Annotated in this window: 22 protein-coding genes; 10 read left to right on the forward strand and 12 right to left on the reverse strand. The window is 63.1% G+C overall.

The features are described from left to right. Window positions 1-194 precede the first annotated feature (194 nt). Window positions 195-350, forward strand: a complete 156-nt coding sequence (locus E3374_RS11615; protein ID WP_136689231.1) for a rubrerythrin-like domain-containing protein — start codon at window positions 195-197, stop codon at window positions 348-350. A 98-nt stretch (window positions 351-448) separates the two neighbouring features. Here the strand turns inward: E3374_RS11615 and E3374_RS11620 are convergent, their stop codons facing one another. Then, a complete protein-coding gene (locus E3374_RS11620; RefSeq protein WP_136689232.1) occupies window positions 449-1,414 on the reverse strand; it encodes a transcription initiation factor IIB in 966 nt (321 codons plus the stop codon). A gap of 186 nt (window positions 1,415-1,600) precedes the next feature. Between E3374_RS11620 and rnhA the strand changes: the two genes are divergently transcribed. Then, window positions 1,601-2,197 (forward strand): ribonuclease HI, encoded by a 597-nt coding sequence (rnhA, locus tag E3374_RS11625; protein WP_136689233.1) that lies wholly within the window; start codon window positions 1,601-1,603, stop codon window positions 2,195-2,197. Beyond that, window positions 2,190-2,765 carry a DUF7108 family protein gene (locus E3374_RS11630; protein WP_136689234.1) on the forward strand — a complete coding sequence of 192 codons (576 nt, stop codon included), beginning with the start codon at window positions 2,190-2,192 and terminating at the stop codon, window positions 2,763-2,765. The genes rnhA and E3374_RS11630 overlap by 8 nt, the downstream gene beginning before the upstream one ends. A 110-nt stretch (window positions 2,766-2,875) precedes the next feature. Here E3374_RS11630 and E3374_RS11635 read toward each other — a convergent pair whose 3' ends face one another. Continuing rightward, the gene (locus E3374_RS11635) at window positions 2,876-3,235 is read right to left on the reverse strand and encodes a PadR family transcriptional regulator (RefSeq protein WP_136689235.1); all 360 of its coding nucleotides are present in this window, start codon (window positions 3,233-3,235) and stop codon (window positions 2,876-2,878) included. A gap of 155 nt (window positions 3,236-3,390) precedes the next feature. Between E3374_RS11635 and E3374_RS11640 the strand changes: the two genes are divergently transcribed. The 3 genes from E3374_RS11640 (at window position 3,391) to E3374_RS11650 (ending at window position 6,305) form a co-directional block, all read left to right on the forward strand. Beyond that, complete coding sequence (locus E3374_RS11640) at window positions 3,391-3,924, forward strand: inorganic diphosphatase (RefSeq protein ID WP_136689236.1); 534 nt, start codon at window positions 3,391-3,393, stop codon at window positions 3,922-3,924. Between the two features lie 345 nt (window positions 3,925-4,269). After that, a complete protein-coding gene (locus E3374_RS11645) occupies window positions 4,270-5,610 on the forward strand; it encodes an alkaline phosphatase family protein (protein WP_136689237.1) in 1,341 nt (446 codons plus the stop codon). 110 nt (window positions 5,611-5,720) lie between these two features. Further along, window positions 5,721-6,305, forward strand: coding sequence for a hypothetical protein (locus tag E3374_RS11650; RefSeq protein WP_136689238.1), 585 nt, complete (start codon window positions 5,721-5,723; stop codon window positions 6,303-6,305). 7 nt (window positions 6,306-6,312) lie between these two features. Here the strand turns inward: E3374_RS11650 and E3374_RS11655 are convergent, their stop codons facing one another. The 6 genes from E3374_RS11655 to E3374_RS11680 form a co-directional block, all read right to left on the reverse strand. Then, window positions 6,313-7,386: a tubulin/FtsZ family protein gene (locus E3374_RS11655; protein WP_136689239.1), complete on the reverse strand. Its 1,074-nt coding sequence runs from the start codon at window positions 7,384-7,386 to the stop codon at window positions 6,313-6,315. Window positions 7,387-7,575: 189 nt separating this feature from the next. Next, window positions 7,576-8,025, reverse strand: a complete 450-nt coding sequence (locus E3374_RS11660; RefSeq protein WP_211194962.1) for a hydrogenase maturation protease — start codon at window positions 8,023-8,025, stop codon at window positions 7,576-7,578. A gap of 34 nt (window positions 8,026-8,059) precedes the next feature. Continuing rightward, window positions 8,060-9,379 carry a Ni/Fe hydrogenase subunit alpha gene (locus E3374_RS11665; RefSeq protein WP_136689241.1) on the reverse strand — a complete coding sequence of 440 codons (1,320 nt, stop codon included), beginning with the start codon at window positions 9,377-9,379 and terminating at the stop codon, window positions 8,060-8,062. Further along, entirely contained in the window at window positions 9,376-10,176 is an 801-nt protein-coding gene (locus tag E3374_RS11670) for an NADH-quinone oxidoreductase subunit B family protein (protein ID WP_136689242.1), read from the reverse strand. Before E3374_RS11670 ends, E3374_RS11665 begins: the two co-directional genes overlap by 4 nt. Then, entirely contained in the window at window positions 10,173-11,033 is an 861-nt protein-coding gene (locus E3374_RS11675) for an FAD/NAD(P)-binding protein (protein WP_136689243.1), read from the reverse strand. Before E3374_RS11675 ends, E3374_RS11670 begins: the two co-directional genes overlap by 4 nt. Further along, on the reverse strand, window positions 11,026-12,063 hold the full coding sequence (locus E3374_RS11680) for a 4Fe-4S dicluster domain-containing protein (RefSeq protein ID WP_136689244.1): 1,038 nt from the start codon (window positions 12,061-12,063) through the stop codon (window positions 11,026-11,028). Before E3374_RS11680 ends, E3374_RS11675 begins: the two co-directional genes overlap by 8 nt. Window positions 12,064-12,261: 198 nt before the next feature. Between E3374_RS11680 and E3374_RS11685 the strand changes: the two genes are divergently transcribed. Both E3374_RS11685 and E3374_RS11690 read left to right on the forward strand, forming a co-directional pair. Continuing rightward, a complete protein-coding gene (locus E3374_RS11685) occupies window positions 12,262-12,738 on the forward strand; it encodes a pyruvoyl-dependent arginine decarboxylase (protein ID WP_136689245.1) in 477 nt (158 codons plus the stop codon). A gap of 163 nt (window positions 12,739-12,901) precedes the next feature. Beyond that, a complete protein-coding gene (locus E3374_RS11690) occupies window positions 12,902-13,258 on the forward strand; it encodes a DUF5811 family protein (protein ID WP_136689246.1) in 357 nt (118 codons plus the stop codon). A 125-nt stretch (window positions 13,259-13,383) separates the two neighbouring features. On the opposite strand, the gene E3374_RS11695 is transcribed toward E3374_RS11690, so the two are convergent. Continuing rightward, window positions 13,384-14,004 carry a DUF7509 family protein gene (locus E3374_RS11695; RefSeq protein ID WP_136689247.1) on the reverse strand — a complete coding sequence of 207 codons (621 nt, stop codon included), beginning with the start codon at window positions 14,002-14,004 and terminating at the stop codon, window positions 13,384-13,386. Between the two features lie 99 nt (window positions 14,005-14,103). Here E3374_RS11695 and E3374_RS11700 point away from each other — a divergent pair, with 99 nt between their 5' ends. Further along, on the forward strand, window positions 14,104-14,514 hold the full coding sequence (locus E3374_RS11700; protein ID WP_136689248.1) for an ArsR/SmtB family transcription factor: 411 nt from the start codon (window positions 14,104-14,106) through the stop codon (window positions 14,512-14,514). A gap of 35 nt (window positions 14,515-14,549) precedes the next feature. Here the strand turns inward: E3374_RS11700 and infB are convergent, their stop codons facing one another. The 3 genes from infB to E3374_RS11715 all read right to left on the reverse strand — a co-directional run bounded on the left by infB (window position 14,550) and on the right by E3374_RS11715 (window position 17,978). Continuing rightward, a complete protein-coding gene (gene infB, locus E3374_RS11705) occupies window positions 14,550-16,358 on the reverse strand; it encodes a translation initiation factor IF-2 (protein WP_136689249.1) in 1,809 nt (602 codons plus the stop codon). Between the two features lie 127 nt (window positions 16,359-16,485). Continuing rightward, window positions 16,486-17,109 carry a hypothetical protein gene (locus tag E3374_RS11710; protein ID WP_136689250.1) on the reverse strand — a complete coding sequence of 208 codons (624 nt, stop codon included), beginning with the start codon at window positions 17,107-17,109 and terminating at the stop codon, window positions 16,486-16,488. 269 nt (window positions 17,110-17,378) lie between these two features. Continuing rightward, on the reverse strand, window positions 17,379-17,978 hold the full coding sequence (locus tag E3374_RS11715) for a helix-turn-helix transcriptional regulator (protein ID WP_136689251.1): 600 nt from the start codon (window positions 17,976-17,978) through the stop codon (window positions 17,379-17,381). 145 nt (window positions 17,979-18,123) lie between these two features. Here E3374_RS11715 and E3374_RS11720 point away from each other — a divergent pair, with 145 nt between their 5' ends. Further along, window positions 18,124-18,789, forward strand: coding sequence for a hypothetical protein (locus E3374_RS11720; RefSeq protein ID WP_136689252.1), 666 nt, complete (start codon window positions 18,124-18,126; stop codon window positions 18,787-18,789). The last annotated feature ends 35 nt before the right edge of the window (window positions 18,790-18,824 follow it).

Genomic DNA, 18,824 nt, shown 5'->3' on the forward strand with positions numbered 1-18,824 from the left:
ATCACGACACTAATCCGTATGAGTCGGAATGTCGTCAGTCGGCCCTCGTCGCCTCTCTGACGGCTGCTGATCGTTCTCAACTGGTCTGGGAGTGTTCTACGGCCCCCGCCTTTCCTGTGTTACACAATGGCATTCTAACGTCCTTGCATTCCTCTTACGATTAATACTTAAGGATAGACGGTCAACGTTCGGTCATGCCACACGGGCAAGACGTCGAAGCGGCAAACGACCCGACGAGTACCTCCACCTACGAGTGCCTCCAGTGCGGCGACATCGTCGACTCCAAGACCCATCCCGGAACCTGTGACTGCGGCGGCGACTATCACAACCGGGCGAAATCCCTCGAATAATTTCCCGGATATTTCGTCGTGTATCGGATCTCTGCCCAACAGATTCCAGACAGTGATGGGACTCGAGACGAAGCGTGGGACGATGGTCTTGGGCCGGCCTAGCTGTGAATGCCCATCGCTTCGATCTGCTCCTGGTAGCGGTTGCGGATCGTGACTTCCGTCACTTGAGCGACGTCAGCGACTTCACGCTGGGTCTTCTTCTCGTTGCACAGCAGAGAGGCGGCGTAGATCGCGGCGGCGGCGTAGCCCGTCGGGGACTTCCCCGAGAGCAGCCCCTTCTCGGCAGTCGTCTCGATGATCTCGTTGGCTTTCGACTGAACTTCCTCTGAGAGTTCGAGTTCCGAGCAAAAGCGGGGGACGTACTTCTTGGGATCGACGGGTTCCATTTCGAGGCCGAGTTCCTGTGAGATGTATCGATAGGTACGGCCGATCTCCTTGCGCTCGACGCGGGAAACTTCGCTGATCTCTTCGAGACTGCGAGGAATACCTTCCTTGCGACAGGCCGCGTACAGCGCCGAGGTGGCAACCCCCTCGATCGAGCGCCCGCGGATGAGGTCCTCATCCAGCGCCCGGCGATAGATGACGGATGCGACCTCCCGTACAGAGCGGGGGACGCCCAGTGCGGAGGCCATGCGGTCGATCTCACTCAGGGCGAACTGCAGGTTTCGCTCCCCTGCGTCCTTGGTCCGGATGCGCTCTTGCCACTTTCGCAGGCGGTGCATCTGACTGCGCTTCTTGCTGGAGATAGAGCGACCGTAGGCGTCCTTGTCCTTCCAGTCGATGGTCGTGGTCAGCCCCTTGTCGTGCATCGTCTGGGTGGTCGGCGCACCCACGCGGGACTTCTCCTGGCGCTCCTGGTGGTTGAACGCCCGCCACTCCGGTCCCGGGTCGATACTCTCCTCCTCGACGACCAGCCCGCAGTCCTCGCAGATGATCTCGCCGCGATCTCCGTCCTTTACCAGATTCTCAGAATCACACTCCGGACATGCCCGCACCCCCTCTTGTTCGTCTTGTTCGGTCTCGGATTCTCGCTCGCGCTCCCGCTGGCGGGTGGACCGTGTCATCGCACTTTTATAGTAGCAGCTTCGCCCGACTTAAATCCTTGGCATTCGTCGACGCCAGTTGTCATGTCCTCCCGGGAGATGGGGGAACGACCGGGATGAGAGTCCGTATTCATGGCCGGCGTGGGGCGGTTGCATCGGGCGTCCTGACCGGAAAGGTCTAACCCGTCGACGGAATAGCCTCGATCGATGCCAGTCATCGAGTGCGATCCGTCGGCCGCCCGTGATCGCCTTCGGGACGCGGGGGTCGAGATCGAACCCGGTAACACCGATCACGAGTGCTGGCGGGCGAGTCATGCGGGTGCGACCGCTGTCGCCTACGACGGGAAGGTCGTCGTCCAGGGTGGGGATCCCGAACGCCTCGCGGGGCTGTTGTCCGACAGTGGGGGTCGCGCCCACGTTTACGTCGACGGTGCGTCCCGGGGTAATCCCGGCCCGGCGGCGATCGGCTGGGTACTCCTCACCGGTGATGGGGGTATCGTCACCGAGGGCGGCAAGCGGATCGGGCGCACGACCAACAACCGTGCGGAGTACGAGGCGCTGATTCACGGGCTGGAACTCGCCACCGAGTACGGCTTCGATGCCGTCGAGGTCCGTAGCGATTCCGAGTTGATCGTCCGGCAGGTCCGCGGGGAATGGGATGCCAACGATCCCGATCTGCGCGAGCGACGGGTTCGTGTCCGGGAGTTGTTGACCGAGTTCGACGACTGGTCACTGGAACACGTCCCGCGGGAGGTCAACGAGCGGGCCGATCGGCTGGCCAACGAGGCGTTCGAAGATGACTGAGCCGGACGAGAACCCGACCGCGGACGAACTCCCGGCCGACGTGATCGAGACTGTCGAACGGCTGACTCGACAGGCCCGTCGCACCGACGCCGAGTGGGCCGAACAGCACTGCAAGCGCCGCGAGAAGATCCTCGACAGGCATGGCTTCGAGGCACGCGTCCGCGAAGGGAGCGACGGGGACGTGCTCGTCTGCTATCCGGCCGAGTGGCTCGAGGACGGAGAAGTCGTCCTCGAACGGATCGAAGATCGATCGCGTGCGGTCGAACGGCCGCTGGATACGAGTGTTGCCGACTGGGAAGTCGTCGAACGGGACAACCGCAGTATCGTCGAGGCGGTCGAGGACGAACACGGCCCGATCCACGGGGCGAACGTCCGCGCGTTCGCCGACTTCATGGGTAATCACCACGCCACCCGGATCGTCGACGCGACCGAGGAGCACGTCACGGAGTTCCTCGTGGAATACCACCCGCGAAACGCCTGGCCGAGCGACGAACAGCGAGCCGTCGTCGAGGAGTCGCTCCGTGTGGCTTTCGAAGTAGCGGGCGTCGACCGGCCGCCGATCGATTAATACCGGTCACTGGCGAGTGCGTTATGCGGTAGCTGGTGGGTGAAGTGATACCAGTAGCTGTTCGTGTGAGAAATACCGCCACGCGATGTGGCGAAAACGGGACGTCGATTCTACCGGGTCGCTTCGAGGAGTTCCTCGAAGTCCGCCGCGCGGTCCTCGGTCTGGATGATCTTCGAGAACTCCCACTCGATCTGTTCGAGAAGGACTTCGTAGCCCTTCTCGGTGAGGCCGTACTCGTTGGTCCGCTTGTCGAGTTCGCTCTTCTCTACCAGATCCATCTCGACCAGATCGTCGAGGTTGGGGTAGAGCCGCCCGTGGTTGACGTCCGAATCGTAGTAGGTCTCAAGTTCGCGTTTGACCGCCAGGCCGTAGCGAGCCTCTTCGGCCAGGATTACCAGGATGTTCTGCTGGAAAGCGGTCAGTTCTCGTGCGATGCTCGGAGCCTCGGTTTCGCTCTGCGCCTCTGACATGCTTAGATGAATGTCATCACGACATTTAACCTTTGTCAACTGTCCCGACAGTACGCGAAATTTCTCTTCTGACAGTTTTCGTCAAGATGTCAGGTGGTTCGGCTTCGTTTCGTAACTCGAAAGGCATTTTTTCCGGCCTGCCGGAGAGGGGCGTGATGACGAACCTCTGGACCGATCTCGAGACTGGACCGAACCCACCCGAGGAGATCTACGCGGTCGTCGAGTGCCTCAAAGGCGAGCGCAACAAGTACGAGTACGACAAGGACGTCCCCGGCGTCGTGCTCGACCGCGTCCTGCACAGCAACGTCCACTACCCCTCCGACTACGGGTTCATTCCCCAGTCCTATTACGACGACGAGGATCCTTTCGACGTACTCGTTCTCGTCGAGGATCAGACGTTCCCCGGCTGTGTCATCGAGGCGCGTCCGGTCGCACTGATGAAGATGGACGACGACGGCGAGCAGGACGACAAGGTCATCGCCGTCCCGATCGAGGACCCCCGGTACGACCACATCGAGGATCTGGCGGATATCCCACAGCAGACGCTCGACGAAATCGACGAGTTCTTCGCGACCTACAAGAACCTCGAAGAAGACAAGGAAGTCGAGACGCTGGGTTGGGAGGACAAGCAAGCTGCGATGGACGCCATCGAACACGCCCAGGATCTCTACGAGGAAGAGTTCGAGTAGGATTTCCCCAGGGAGGTCGTTCGAGTGAAGCGACGGACTCGGACTGTTCGAACCACCGTCATTCTCACCGGTTATACCTGATTGTGTCCCCATGCGGTATGATTATGGGTAATTATTTGAGCGTGGCACCCGTGGCTTTGAGTGTAATGGCTGCCGAACGTTCCACGGTCGGGATCGCCCATTTGACGGTCGTCCCGGAGAACTTCAAACCGAGCGAATCGGGTCCCGTCCCCGAGAACCGTCCGGACCGGGACGACTAGACGCGAGATTTGCCGGCGTCGCGGTGAGCCGTCGGCCTGGGCCCCTAGAAGAACCTTCTTGTGTCAGTCCCAAGTACCGCGAGGTATGGGTCTGTTCGATCGGATACGCGGCGACGACGATCCACGGGTCGCCTTCATCGGTATCGACGGCGTCCCCTATAGTCTGATCGCCGACAACGAGGATCGCTTCGAAAACCTCACCGCTATCGCCGAGGAGGGCGCCGCCGGCGCCATCGACAGCATCGTCCCGCCGGAGTCTTCGGCCTGCTGGCCGTCGCTGACGACGGGCGTCAACCCCGGCCAGACGGGTGTCTACGGGTTCCAGGATCGGGAGATCGGGTCCGACGAGACGTACGTCCCGATGGGCCGGGACGTCCAGGCGACGCGATTGTGGGACCGTGTCCAGTCTGCGGGTCGGGACGCGACCGTAATGAACGTCCCCGTCACGTTCCCGCCCCAGCGCGACGTCCAGCGGATGGTCTCGGGCTTTCTCTCACCCGGCGTCGAAAAGGCGGCGTATCCGGACGAACTCCGTGATACCCTCGAGGAGTTGGACTACCGGATCGACGTCAATGCGAAACTCGGTCACGACGACGACAAGACTGACTTCCTGGAAGATGCCCACAGGACGATCGAGAAGCGTTTCGAGGCCTTCCAGCGGTACGTCGAGACCGACGACTGGGACCTCTTTTTCGGCGTCTTCATGACGACCGACCGGGTCAATCACTTCCTGTTCGAGGACTACGAGACCGAGGGGGAGTACGAAGAGGAGTTCCTCGAGTTCTACGAGCAGGTCGACGAGTACATCGGCCGCCTGCGCGAGCAGTTACCCGACGACGTGACGCTGATCGTCGCGAGCGATCACGGGTTCACCACACTCGAACACGAGGTCCACTGCAACGAGTGGCTCCGGGAGGAGGGCTGGCTCGAGTTCGACGCCGAGGAACCCGAGGAACTGGCCGACATAGACGAGTCGACGAAGGCCTACTCGCTGATCCCGGGTCGATTCTACGTCAATCTGGAGGATCGGGAGGCCAACGGTGGCGTCCCGGAGGAGAAGTACGACGAGGTCCGTGACGAACTCAAGGCGAAACTGGAGGCCTGGGAAGGGCCTGACGGGACGCCAGTCGCCGAACGAGTCGTCACCAGAGAAGAGGCGTTCCGCGGCGACCACTCCGACATCGCGCCCGATCTGGTCGTGATCCCGAACCACGGCTTCGACCTGAAGGCGGGGTTCAAGGGGAACGAGGATATCTTCGATGTCGGGCCCCGAAACGGGATGCACAGTTTCGACAACGCCTGTCTGTTCGTCGACGACGACGCTCGGATCGACGACGTCGATCTGTACGACATCGCGCCCACGATCCTCTCGCTGATGGACGTCGAGTACGATCGGGCGGACTTCGACGGCGCGAGTCTCGTGTGAACGGGTGGGCTTTCGCCTTGCTACCGCCGTAATTATCACTCGCGGGCCGCAACGGGATCGCGGTATCGGGGGGGCAGTTTTTTGCAGTGAGACTCCCTACCGGGGGGCAGATGGAGATCGATCTGGACCCGGAGACGGTCGACGCGCTGGCGGCGGAAGCCGACGAGCGTGGGTTCGAGTCGCCGGAGGCCTACGCCAGCTGGTTGCTGGAACACCGCGAGTCGATCCTCCGGCCGCCGGGCGAACAGCTGGCAGCCCGCCTCGAACGCGTCGAGGGACAGCTACAGCGTCTCCGTCGGACACTCGAGGACGGGTTCGCGACGGAGATCACCGTCGAGTCCGGCGCCGGCGGCCTGCCGGACGCGAGTGCGGAGGGCGAGTGGTTCGACGAGAACCGTGCGTCGGGCGAAGGGGGCAAACAGGCATCCGCTGACGAGTTCGGTGAGGGGTCCGCTGACGATATCGAGGATTCCGCTCCGGCGGATAGCGTCTCGGAGTTCGCCTATTCTGATTCCCTGGAACCACCGGCCGAGGACGCGCCGCCGGAACCGCCGATCGAGGGGGAGTCAGCGGACGCGGCCGACGATGACGAAATCGCCGAGGCGCTCGCGGAGGTCGAACTCGAAGACGAGAACGAAGACGTGGCCGACGACACGAGCGAGGACGACGGGAGCGACAGCGAACCCGACACGTGAGTGTCGATCAGAAGAGATCCTCGAGTTCCTCGTTGCGGAAGTCCGTCGTCTCCCGGGGTTTCTCGGCTTCCTTTGCGGCCTCGGCCGCCCGGTCCATGAACTCCTGAACCCGCTGTGAACGCTCGACGCCCCCGAGCAACACGAGTGCGGCTAGCCGGTCAGTCTCCAGCGGGAAGTCCCCGCCCCGTACCTCGAGGCTGCCGGTTTCGTCTTCGACCCATCGACGTGCCCGCTCGACGCCCTTCCGGGAGATGCGACTGGGTTCGCCCGCGATAACGAGCAACGCCGTCTCGGCTTTGACCGCATTGGGCAGACTCGTTCCCGTCAGCAGAGCTTTGCGCGCCAGACTCGTGATCGTGTTTACGTTGTCACTCCCGTCGGTGCTCGCCTCGGCGCTGGCATAGCCAACTGCAGCGATTCCGCCGGGGTTCAGCGTGTTGATGATCTCGCTGGAGTCGACGACACTCTCGCCGACTCCCTCGACGGCCTCCCCTGAGGCGAGCAACAGCCCCACGCGCTGGGCGATTTGGTCGTTGATCGTCTCGAAACCTTCTCCGATACTCTCCTCGGAACTCTTCCAGGCGTCGTTGTCGATCAACAACGTTGCATCGGCTTCCCGCGCGACGGTCTTCAGCGATCGCCCGGCGTTGGCCTGATAGATTGCTCCTTCGCCCCGGCCCGGAAGGACGCCGAGGACGTAGACTGGAACGTCGTAGATGCGTTTGAGTTCCTTCGCCAGCACCGGCGCGCCGCCACTGCCCGTACCGCCGCCCAGTCCGGCGACGACAACGAGTGCCTCGGCCCGAGAGGTGACCCGTCCGTCCAATCCGTCGAACACCTCCTCGCTCTCGGCCTGCATGATTTCGGCGCCGAGTTCGTTGTCGCCGCCGACGCCGTGGCCCTTCACGCGGTCCTGCCCGATCAACATCGTGTCGATGTCGAGTGACTGCAGATCCGCTCTGGCCGTGTTGATGGCCATCGCGTCCTGGACGGCACCGAACTCCTGTTCGTAATCGTGGGTTGCGAGCGCCTGGGCGATCTTTCCCCCGGCCTGCCCGAGACCAATCAGGACGACCTTCATAGGAATACGGTCGTGATAGCTCGTCTTCAATCCTGGGTATGGATTGCAGGGTCAGTATCTCTCCTTCGACGTCCGTTCGATCTCAGAGCTGACCGTCCGGACTATTGCCGTGAGGTCCAGTATCCATCCTTCGGAAATCCGCGCATCGCCGTTCACCCCGGAACCGGCCGGCCGGCGATCGAGGGGCAGTCAGACCCCACCAAGGACCCTTTCGAGTGCGTCGATCGCCCCGGGGATTCGATCCGCAACCGGTGGAGATAATCCCTCGCCCAACCCCGTCTCAACCGGCTGGATACCGACAACGCGGACTGTCGGAGAGGTCTCCCTCAGCCGTTCGGCCATCGCGAGGAGTTCGAACGCGTCGGTCCCGTGACTCGCCCGCCGATCGCGGGTCCCGTCTGCGTCCGTCGGATCGAACACCACGACCTCGCCAGGGTCGCCGCCGAAATCGACGGCGTCGACGATCACGATGGCCTCGTAGTCCACGACGACGTGCACCAGGTCGAACCCCGCGTCCCCGAGGTCGAGGCAGTCAGCCCGGAGGTCACGGTCACGTAACCGCGCGACCAGCGCCGGGCCGACGCCGTCGTCACGACGGTAGGGATTCCCCAGTGCGACGACGGCCAGTTCGGCGGTCATGTTCGATCCGGTCACCTGTCGACGGAGCCTCCGATCATCTCTCCTCACCGACGAACTCCACGTCGAGGTAGTGCGTCGAACAGGAGATACAGGGGTCGTAGGCCCGCACGAGCATTTCCAGGGTGTGTTCGATCTCCTCGGCGTCCCGATCGACGATCGTCGGCACCAACGTTTCCATGTCGCGCTGGATGTTGCCGTGGTTCTGGTTGGTCGGAATGACGCAGTTGGCCGCGGTCACTTTGCCCGCCTCATCGTAGTCGTACTCGTGAAAGAGCACACCACGGGGTACCTCGATGGCACCGATTCCCGATCCGGCAGTCGGATCGATCTCGGGGACGCGATAGTCCGACTGGGGGGCGAGCCCGTCGGCAAGCAACGCCTCGATCAGCCGGACAGACTCGGCGAGCAGGTGGGCCACCTCGACGAGCTGGGCGACGTTGTTCAGATAGGGATTGTGGACAGGCGCGGCCAGGCCGAAGCGATCGGCAATCTCCGTCGCTCGTGGGGCAAGTTGCTCGGCGTTGTTGTTGAAGCGAGCGAGCGCGCCGACCATGTACGAATCGCGTTCGTGACGGGCGAACTTGGCCGTCGAATGGTCGACGACATACTCGTTGGCGACGTCGCGGTAGTCGGAAACGGGGATCTCGCCCACGTCCGAGGAATAGATGGATCCTTCGGCGAAGGCGTACTCCTCGGGATGGGTGAGCGAGATGTACTCGGTCTCCCGTTCGAAGTCGGGGAGTTCGTCGGCCAGTACCGCGAGCAGGTCGGCGAGTTCCGCGACCGCGTCCCAGCTGTTGAGGAGTCGATCGAGCAGTTCTTCGAGTTTGCTCTCCTCGGGAAGCTGGGAGAACCCACCGGCGAGCAACCGCTGGGCGTGAACTGACCGACCGGTGACGACTTCGGTCAGCTCGTTGCCCAGTCGGTGGAGGTCGATCACGGTCTCCAGTTCGTCAGGGTGGGTATCGGCCAGCGGCAGGACGGACTTCTCGCCGACCAGATCCGGCAGCGCGAGGTAGCCCAGATGCAAGACGTGACTCTGGAGGGTCTCGCCGTAGAGCGCGAGCTTACGCAGTCGCCGATCCTGCTCGGAGACAGCGACTCCCATGGCGGCCTCGGTCGCCTGCAACGACGCGATGGTGTGGCTGACCGAACAGATGGCACAGATCCGCGAGGTGACGTGGTGGGCTTCCCTGAACGACCGGCCGACGAGCATCGACTCGAAGTACCGTGGTGACTCGACGACGTGCCATTCACAGGTCTCTACGTCGCCCTCGGCGACGTTGACGACGATCGAGCCGTGCCCCTCGACGCGCGTGACGAGGTCTCCCTCGACGTCGACGGTGTGGCTCATCGGTTCCCTCCATCGGCGACGGCTCGTGAATCCCGTTGCCAGTTCCAGTACAGTTGATACTCCTCGATGATTTCCTCGGTAGTCAGTCCGTGGTCCTCGAGAACGTCCGTGTAGGCGCCCTCGTTGGGATCGTCGACCATGCCCCGACAGCCCCAGCAGTGGGTGCCCGCCGAGACACAGGTCGCCGAACAGCCGCCGCGCGTGATCGGTCCGAGACAAGTCTCGCCGCGCTCGAACGCACAGGTGTTCTCCTCGAACTTGCACTCTACGCAGACGGGATAGTTGGGGATCGACGGCTCGGCACCGTTGACCAGCGCCGTGACGGCCCCGACGAACTCCTCGCGATCGATCGGACAACCCGGGATCTCGTAGTCGACCTCGATGACGTCGTCGATCGGCCGGGCGATCGGATAGGACGTGATCGAATCGCTATCCTCGCCGTACACCCGCTCCTTGACGGTCTCGAATTCCTGGTCGTTTCGTAGGGCGTTGATCCCCGCGAAGGCGGCACACGAGCCAAGCGCGACCACGATGTCGGCGTTCTCGCGGATCCGGGTCAGCCGGCGTTCGTCGTGGGCCGTCGCGACGCCGCCCTCGACGAAGGCGATCTCGTAGTCGTCTCCGTGCTCGGTCATCGCCTCGCGGAAACTGACGACCTCGACGACCTCGACGAGGTCGAGCAGACGGTCTTCGAGATTGATCACCTGCAACTGATCGCCCTCACACCCCGTGAAGTCGAAGAAGGCGACGCGCGGTCGTCGCCCGTCGCTGACCGATGGCGCGCTCGCGTCGCTCATACTTCGGCCTCCTCCTTGTCCCGGACGGTCGGATAGTGAAACACCGGGCCGTCCAGACAGACGTACAGTTCGTTGAGCTGGCAATGCCCACAGAGCCCGCGGCCACAGTGCATGTTCCGTTCCAGGGAGAGGTAGATGCGGTCGTCGGCCAGCCCTTTCTCCCGCAAGGCCTTGATGACGAACCGATACATCACGGGCGGACCACAGACGAGTGCGACTGTCGTCTCGGGATCGAATTCGAGGGGCGGAATGAGCGACGTGATGACGCCCGTATCGCCGTCCCACTCCTGGCTGTCCGGAACCTCGTCGACCGTCTCGCGGTAGTCCATCACGTCCGAATCAGCCCACTCGTCGAGTTCACCCGGGAACAGTTGCTCTGCGGGTTCGGTACAGCCGTACAGCGTCGTCAGGTCGCCGAACTCCGCGGGCCGGTCCAGAGCGTAGTTGATCACCGACCGGAGCGGTGCGAGGCCGATCCCGCCGGCGATAAAGAGCAGATCCTGACCGGCGATCGCGTCGATGTCGAAGCCCTGACCGTACGGGCCACGGATGCCGACCACGTCGCCGGCTTCTAGATCGTGGATGGCGTTGGTCACGTTGCCAACCGCGCGGATGCACAACTCGAAGGGACCTTCTTTGGTCGGCGAGGAGGCGATCGAGAACGGTGCCTCGCCGACGCCGGGGACGAATAGCTGGACGAACTGGCCGGGGTCGTGATCGAGACTGACGCCGTCGGGCAGGTCGATGACGAACAGCTTGTCGTCGTCGGTGTGGCGATCGATCCAGACGATCTGTCCTTCGATCGGCTGGTACTCGCTTTCGCCGTGTTCGAAGTGCGTCCGGGCAGCGCTACGCATGCTGGGCCTCCCGAAGTTCGTTGTAGACCTCACAGGGATCGGCTACGTCGGCGACGCAATGTCGGGTACACCGACCACAGCCGACGCAGGCGACGTCGCCGTACCGTTCGTAGATGTACCAGCCCTTGCGCATGAACCGGTGACGGTGCCGTTGAGCGACCTCCTCACGGAAGTTCTCGCCCTGGGCGACCGTCGCGAAGTCCTCCAGCAGACAGCCGTCCCACCGGCGTTCCTGGCGACCGCTGTCGCCGTCGAGATCCCGGACCATGTCCACGCTGAAACAGAAGCAGGTCGGACAGACCACGTTGCAGGTGCCACAGGAGAGACACTGCTCGGCGTAATCTTCCCAGAAGTCCATGTCGTCGTAACTGGCTTCGAGCAACGTCGGGAGTTCCGCCGGCGGGAACGCCAGTTCCCGGTCGAACCCGTCTTTGAGGTCCGCCTCGATCTCTGCGACACGTTCGATCTCCTCGGCAGTCGCGTTCCGCGTTTTCGTCGACTCCAGCAACCGGTCGCCCTCGAAGGTTCCGATGTCGACGGCGAAGGTATCGCCGAGATCAGTTACCATGAGGTCGTACCCCGAGTCGACCGTGGCCGTCCCCATGCTCGCGGCGAAGCAGTTGTCGGCCACGTCCTGCATGGTCACCCCGATCAACACGGAGTTCTCACGCTTGCGGCGGTACGGTTCGTCCTGTAAGGTGTCGATGAATATCTTGTCGAGATGCTCGATCGCCGCCAGGTCGTAGGGGTGGACGCCGACGACGATGTGTCCCGTCGGATCAGCCTCCGCCCGCATCTCGTACTCGTCGTCCGTCCGGTCGTAGGTCAGCAGCGTCTCCCGCTGTGGCATGACGTACTTCTTCGGAGAGAGCGCTGTCAGGTCGTAGTCCAATGTGAGTTCGTCGGCCGATTCCAGATGATCGAAGACGTACTGTTCGCCGTCCTCCTGTACCCCGACCACGTCCCGCGGATCGGACGCGATCAACTCCTCGATCAGGGCATCGAGGTCCGATCGATCGATGACTTTCATAGTGGTGCTCCCCGAGACGACGCGAGATCGTCGCTCACTCGTCTCTCGCCCATCAGGAGTGGGAGTATCCGAATTAGTTCCCCTGGCAATTCCCAGTTTGCGGGAATCTATCATTATAATGTTTGTTACTCGAAGATTGTGGCCGGCCGTCGATCCCGAACGAAGCACTTTACCCTCTTCTCGCCCGATTTCCCGGTGATGGGAACGATCCGGATCGTTTCGGGTTCGGGCCACGGGCCGACGCCGACGGCCGCCTACGACGCGGCCCTGTCCGAGGCTGGCGTCCACAACTACAACCTCGTGACGTTGTCGTCAGTTATCCCCGCCGATGCGACCATCGAGCGCGCCGGGACGGCCCCGGAGCTGGGTCCCACAGGGCAGGGTCTGTACGTCGTCGAGGCCGCCGCGACGACCGACGCGGGCGAGGCAGCGGCGGCGATCGGCTGGACTCGCGAACCCGACGGACCGGGCATCTTCTACGAGGTCTCGGGAGCGAACGAGGACCGTGTCCGGGCGGACGTCCGGGCGGGACTGGCGGCCGGCACGGGCCTCCGGGAGTGGGATTTCGGCGACGAGCACGTCGAAGTCGAGACCGCGAGCCCGGACGGGGGCGAGACCGAGTACGCCACAGCGCTCGTTCTGGCGGTCTACGGCCGGAGTCAGGTCCTCGTCTGAGTGCGTTTGCGTTCACGACCGTCCGGTCTCGCCCGCATGGTAGGCTTCGGTGATCGTGGTAAGCTTCGGTGAACGGAATCTTCCCGTTCGAGAGTGTCAACCATAGTCATGGCACGGCCGGCGCCTTTATTAGGGACTATCGCATACTCACCGAGACATCCAAATGTACGGAAACACGTCGTTCGCCGGACAGCCGGGTAACGAAGTAGACCTCTCGCCGGACGAGCGTCGAGCGCTCCGGAGCGACCTTACCCGCGTCGCGGCACGGACGCGGGAACTGCTCCCCGCGGACTTCGTGGTCGGCTCGGAACTCACGACCGGCAACGACGGCCCGCAGGCGATGATCGCCGTCCAACCGCCGATCGGCTCGCCCGTCAGTGCCGGCTACACGCCTGATTCGACGGCCGAACTCCGTATCGACGAGGGAGAGTGTACGGAACTCGCACAGGGGCTGGCCGCCAGCGCCGCTCTCCAGGTCAAGCAGGCGATGGGCAACAACGACTCGCCCGCCGCCCAATAACGCGACTCTTTCGCGGACGGGTCAGTTTCTTCAGTCTCCCTGAGGGCCCTTTACTTGCCTCAGAAGGGATCCCGATTCCGGTGTTTGTCCAGATACATTGACAGCGCCTTCGAGCTTGCCACCCCCTATTCCAGCCGAGGCAGATCTCCGCGCCGCTCACGGTGCATGATCTCACCCGCGAATCGCCGAAGTTTGCCCACGAGTTCATCTTCGCTTTCGTAAGCCACGACCCGTAGATCCCACCGCACCGACGCCGACCGGATCATCGCACTCGTCACGTCGTCCTCGTGGATGAAAATCACCCGCTCGCCGTGTGTTTCGGAGACGTTCTCGAGGACACTGCCGGCTTCTTCCCCGACACCGAAATTGTGGCCGAGGAACGGTACCACGAACGCCGTCGCGTTGCTATGCCGGGTATATTCGATGCTTTGTGTCACTACATCTATATTTTCGGTATCGATGTCCGCGTCGATCGCGAGAAACGCATTCACGCCCGGATCCGCCCGGAGCTTCCCCTGAACACGTCGGAGGAGGGCCTGGGCTTCGTCGATGTCGTCCTTGTTACGAAAGAGGTGGCGCAAAGGACCCGGAAGGTCATTGATGTCAATGTCTCGCCGTTCTTCCTCGCTGAGTACGTAGTTGAGGTTGAACGACTTGTACGGCCCCATCAGATAGAAGAGAAACCGATCGTACGTCACATCCCCGAGCCGATCGGTGAGCAGGTCGCGCGTGATCGTTGCAGTCATGGATACCCCTGTTCGCGGACAAGTATTTAAAGAGCGGTGTATTCGAGAGATCCTGGCTCGACAACGACTAAACGTTTCCCCGTCGTAGTCGGAGCTACGATGGCGACGGATCAAACGCGGACGGCCGGCAGTGATGTCCCGGACGATCCGGGGGACCTGTTGCCCGAGGATAGCGTCCTCACGCTCGAGGAGTACCTCGACATGCACGCCGCCGTCGGCCACCGAACCCGTTACGGGATCCTTTATCGGCTCGTCCACGGCGGGGAGATGAGCCCGAAAGAACTCGAAGCAGCCCTCGATGTCGACGACAGCACGCTCCATTACCACCTCAACGAACTGCTCGACGTCGGTCTCGTCGAGAAACGACAGCGTACCGAGCGGGGCCAGGACGGACTGTACACCTACTATCGGGCGACCGTCTTCGGCAAGGTGACACTCACTGACGGGGTCGAGGCGTTGATCCGCGGCGAAGGGGCGTTCGACGCGATGTACGACAGTTCGAGCAGCTGATAGTTCTGGCTATCTGGAAACGCCGGTAGAATCACCTACTTGCCCCAGAAGGGGTCCCGATTCCGGTGTTTGTCCAGATACATCGACAGCGCCTCGCGCTCGTCGGCAGGGATCTCCTCGGTGAGTTCCTGTTCTAAGATCTTGGCGTGTTTCTCCGGGAGTTCGATCCAGAGTTCGTCGCCCTCCTCGATGTCCCGTCCGACGGTCGGGCCGTCGATCGAGACGGCGACGCGCTCGCCCGCCCGGGCCTGATCGACATCCTCGCCCTCGTCCTGAATGCCCTTCAGCCCCCCGACGCGTTCGGGTTCGGCCCCTTCGAAGAGGACAACGTTGGAGTTGCGCACGATCGTCCCCGAGAGGATCTCGACGCCGACGACCGCGGGATCGGACTGCCTGAACGTGTGATCCTCGAGTATCCGGAAGCGCGCCGGGCGAGTGATGTTTTCGAGGATCTGTTCCTGCTGGGACTCCTCGATCGCCGTGACGTGTTCGCTGTAGTCCTCGACGAGCTGATATATAACGTCGTGCTCGAAGATCCGGACATCCTCCTGTTCGGCCAGCCTGACGGCGTCGTCGAGGATGTCGACGCCGAACGCCAGGATCGCCCGGTGGATCGGCTCGTTGGCCGTCTCTGCCACGCGGACGTCACGCGGCGCGACGTCGCCGACCTCCGCGCGCATGATCGGGATCTCCTCCTCGGCGAGGGTCCCGGAAAGCGCCTCGAGGCTACCCAGCGTGTCGGCCTTGACGACGACGCCCTCCTCTTCGGTCCCGACCTCAATCTCGGCGAGTTCGGCCTCGACCTCGGCGATAACCTCCCCGACCGGCCGGTCGCGGACGACGCGGACCGGCGCGCCGGCCATCGCGTCGTCCAGATCCGGCGCGGCGATCTTCACCCCCGCGGCGGCCGCCACCGAGTCGACCTTCTCGAACTCCTTTTCGGTGCGGATCTCCGCGAGTGGGCGGGGCTGGAGCAGCGCACGGACTTCGGTGACGATCGACTCCTCCAATCCCCCGACGACGATCTGATCGTCCGCCCGGATCGTCCCGTCGTAGACGACGGCGTCGATAGTCGCCCCGAACCCGCGCTCGTCAGTGACTTCCAGCACCGTGCCCGCGCCCGGTCCCGTCACGTCGATGGCCATCTCTTCCTTGAGGTAGCGCTGGGACAGCCCCATCAGCACAGTCAGCAGGTCCGGGACGCCCTCGCCGGTCAGCGCCGACAGCGGGACGACCCCGATGTTGTTCTGAAAATTCTGGACGCGCCAGTAGAAGTCCGCCGAGAACCCCTCGTCGCTCAACTGGCCGATGAGTTCATAGAGCCGGTCATCGAGATCGGACTGCACACGATCGGGCTGGCGCTCCTTGGTCACCTGGATTGGCTGGTCGTCGTTCGGGTTCCAGCCCGGGATCGTGTCGACCTTGTTTGCCGCGACGACGAAGGGGGTCTGTGTTCGCTTGAGGATATCTAACGCCTCCTCGGTCTGAGGCTGGAACCCGTCGGTGACGTCGACGACGACGATCGCGATGTCGGCCAGAGCACCGCCACGAGAGCGCAGCGTCGAAAAGGAGTGATGGCCAGGCGTATCGATGAACAGCAGGCCGGGCAGGTCGAAGTCCGCGGGATCAACGAGGTCGCCGGCCATCTCGCCGATCACGGAGAGCGGAACCGCGGTCGAACCGATGTGCTGGGTGATCGCGCCGGCTTCGCCCTCGGTGACCGCCGAGCCGCGGATCGTGTCCAGTAGCGTCGTCTTGCCGTGGTCGACGTGACCCAGGACCGCGACGATCGGGGTCCGGAGCGACGACGACTCGTCTGTATCGTGTGGTGTTTCCTCGGACATCCCGTCTCACCCTGAGAAGTGGTTGTCGAATTTCGGCGTTCTCGCCATTTAAGGGGTTCGTATCGCCGCCGGGCCTGGTGTCCGAGCGGCGGACACGGGAGTGTCTGGTGAGTGTTAGCCGGGCACGTCACGCGGCGACGCTGCTCACGTCGAACAGGGCGATCCCATCCGTCCTGAAGGCGTCGTTGACCAGTTCCAGACCGACGGTGAACGACTCCTCTGCAATGAGTTTCTCGTCGTACTCGACGTCGGCATCGGTCTGGTTTTCCGTGACCTCGAACTCGACCGTTCCGTCGTCGCCTTCGTCCGTCGTGTCGACGACTTCGATCTCGTCGCCGTCAAGTTCGATAGTTGTCATCTCGGAAGCGTTGACCGTCATCGGTTCGTCGACCTCTGTCACGACGCCGGCATCCAGATCGACCGTAGCGTAGACTCGGTCGTCACCCGTGTCGGACGAGGGGCCGGCCGAGACGTGGACATGCTCGTCCGGTCCCGGCGCCCACACGTCGAAGTGGACGTATTCACCCGTCTCGAAGTAACTGCGGAACGCCTCGTCGTCCCATGCGGTCGCGATCGCGCGATCGACGTCCGCGTCGTTCAACACGTCTTCGGAATCAGTCACGTCGACCCCGTACTCGTCGGGAAGCTGTACCCCTGAGCGCTCGGCGGAGCCCGCATCCGCGGCGACGACGCCGCTGGCACCGATCGCCAGGGTCACCGCGAGTGCGAGCGCGAGTAGCTTGTTTCGCATAGTCTTTCCGGAGCGTCGGGGCCGTCCCCGGATCGCTCCGATCGACCCTTGTGAGAAAAGCCCCTTAGAGATCCGTTGAGAGGGCGTTCGAAACGGATTTCGGAACGCGTTTCTACAGGCTGAGCAGGCCGAGTGCCTCGGGGTCGTCCGGAAATCGGAGATTTCCGTGATGGGCGTGGGACGAAGTCCCACGAACCTGCGAACGGCGCAAGCGCCGTGAGCAGATCACGAGAATCGAAGATTCTCGAACCACTTGGCCCCGAGGCGGTTCACAGCAGTAACACCGTATTCCCCATGCCGCGGCGCTTGCGTTCGAGGAGGTTCTTCGTCTCCAGGCTGTCCAGCGTCCGGCTGACCGTCGCCTTCGAGAGGTCGGTCGTCTCGACGATGTCGCTCTGGGCCATGACGCCGTCCGCCTCGAGGACGGTTTCGTAGATCTCCTGTTCGTTGTCCGCAAGTCGCTCGGCCGTCTCCTCCCACTCGGCACGGCGCGATTCGAGTAGATCGTCGCTCGGTTCGAAGGCGCTGTCCGACCCGTCAGCTCGAACTGTCGCGGCTGAAGCGTCGGCAGCGGTCCGTTCGATCGACCGACTGGCGGCAGTCCGTTCGTCCGCTCGACCGGCGGCGGTCGGGTGGCTGCTCGTCAACAGGTAGGTCCCGCTCGAACCGAGAAGCGTTGCCGATCCGGCGATGATCGCCACGTCGCGGTACCGGAAGTACCCGCCCAGTTCCGCGACGTCCGCGCCGTTCTCGCCGACGGAGACCACGACGGGCGAGGGCGTGATGAGCTGAATCGCGAGCACGAGCGTGGCGGCGACGAAGGCGACCGCGGCGAGGAGTTGCTTGCCGTGGAGGGCCCGCAGATCCATGAGTGGACGTTCCGGATTCGACCCCCTAATGTGCGTCGATTCGTCGAGCAAAAATCGGCGTGAAACAGGGTTGAAACGCCCGTGAAACGTGTTTCGAACGCATTTCTCCCCAGCGCTGATGAGGGTTTTCACCCAACGGGGACACATGAACGACGACGCCCGAGTCCGGCTCTTCCTGCTGGTCGGGCTGACGGCGATCGGTGTCAGTCTCGCGGGCGCAGGTGTCGCTCTCGGAGTCGGAGATCGCCTCGCGGCTGGCGACCGGACGGGGGAAGTCAGTGTCACCGGGACCAACGTGACCGTCTCCAGCAGCGACGGCGACGTCGTACTGATGGAGAATCTCTCGGACGTCAGCGACATCGAGATTACGGAGGACGGGGGCGGGATCACGGTCGCGGAACGCGACGACAGCCCCTTCACCCGTTCCGAACGCGAGCGAGCCGTCGAGATAGCCCGAACAAACGGAACCGTCGAGTCGTACCTCGAAACGATCGAAACCCCCGATATCAGTGTCGAACCGATCGAGAAGTTGAGCCTGGAAGCGTCCGAGAGCACCACGGTCGAGTTCGACGTGAACGGGACGAACGACACGATCGCGTCCGGGGAGGGCGTTCAGATCGTGAACGTCAGTGTCGAGGAATCGGACGGCTCCGTGAAGATCGATCGCGAACCGTCCTACGTCGAGGACGAGGCGGTCGTCCGGATCGGATCTTCCGCCCGCGAACGCTCCCGATACTGGGTCAAGGTCGATCTGGCGATCGGGACCGTCACGGACGTGACCGACTGGGACGCTGTCAGTCAGTCGCCGTGATTCCGCTGGGAGTCTCCCGGTCGGCACTTCTGCCG

It is taken from the genome of Halorhabdus amylolytica, assembly GCF_004944975.1.
Lineage (GTDB): Archaea > Halobacteriota > Halobacteria > Halobacteriales > Haloarculaceae > Halorhabdus > Halorhabdus amylolytica.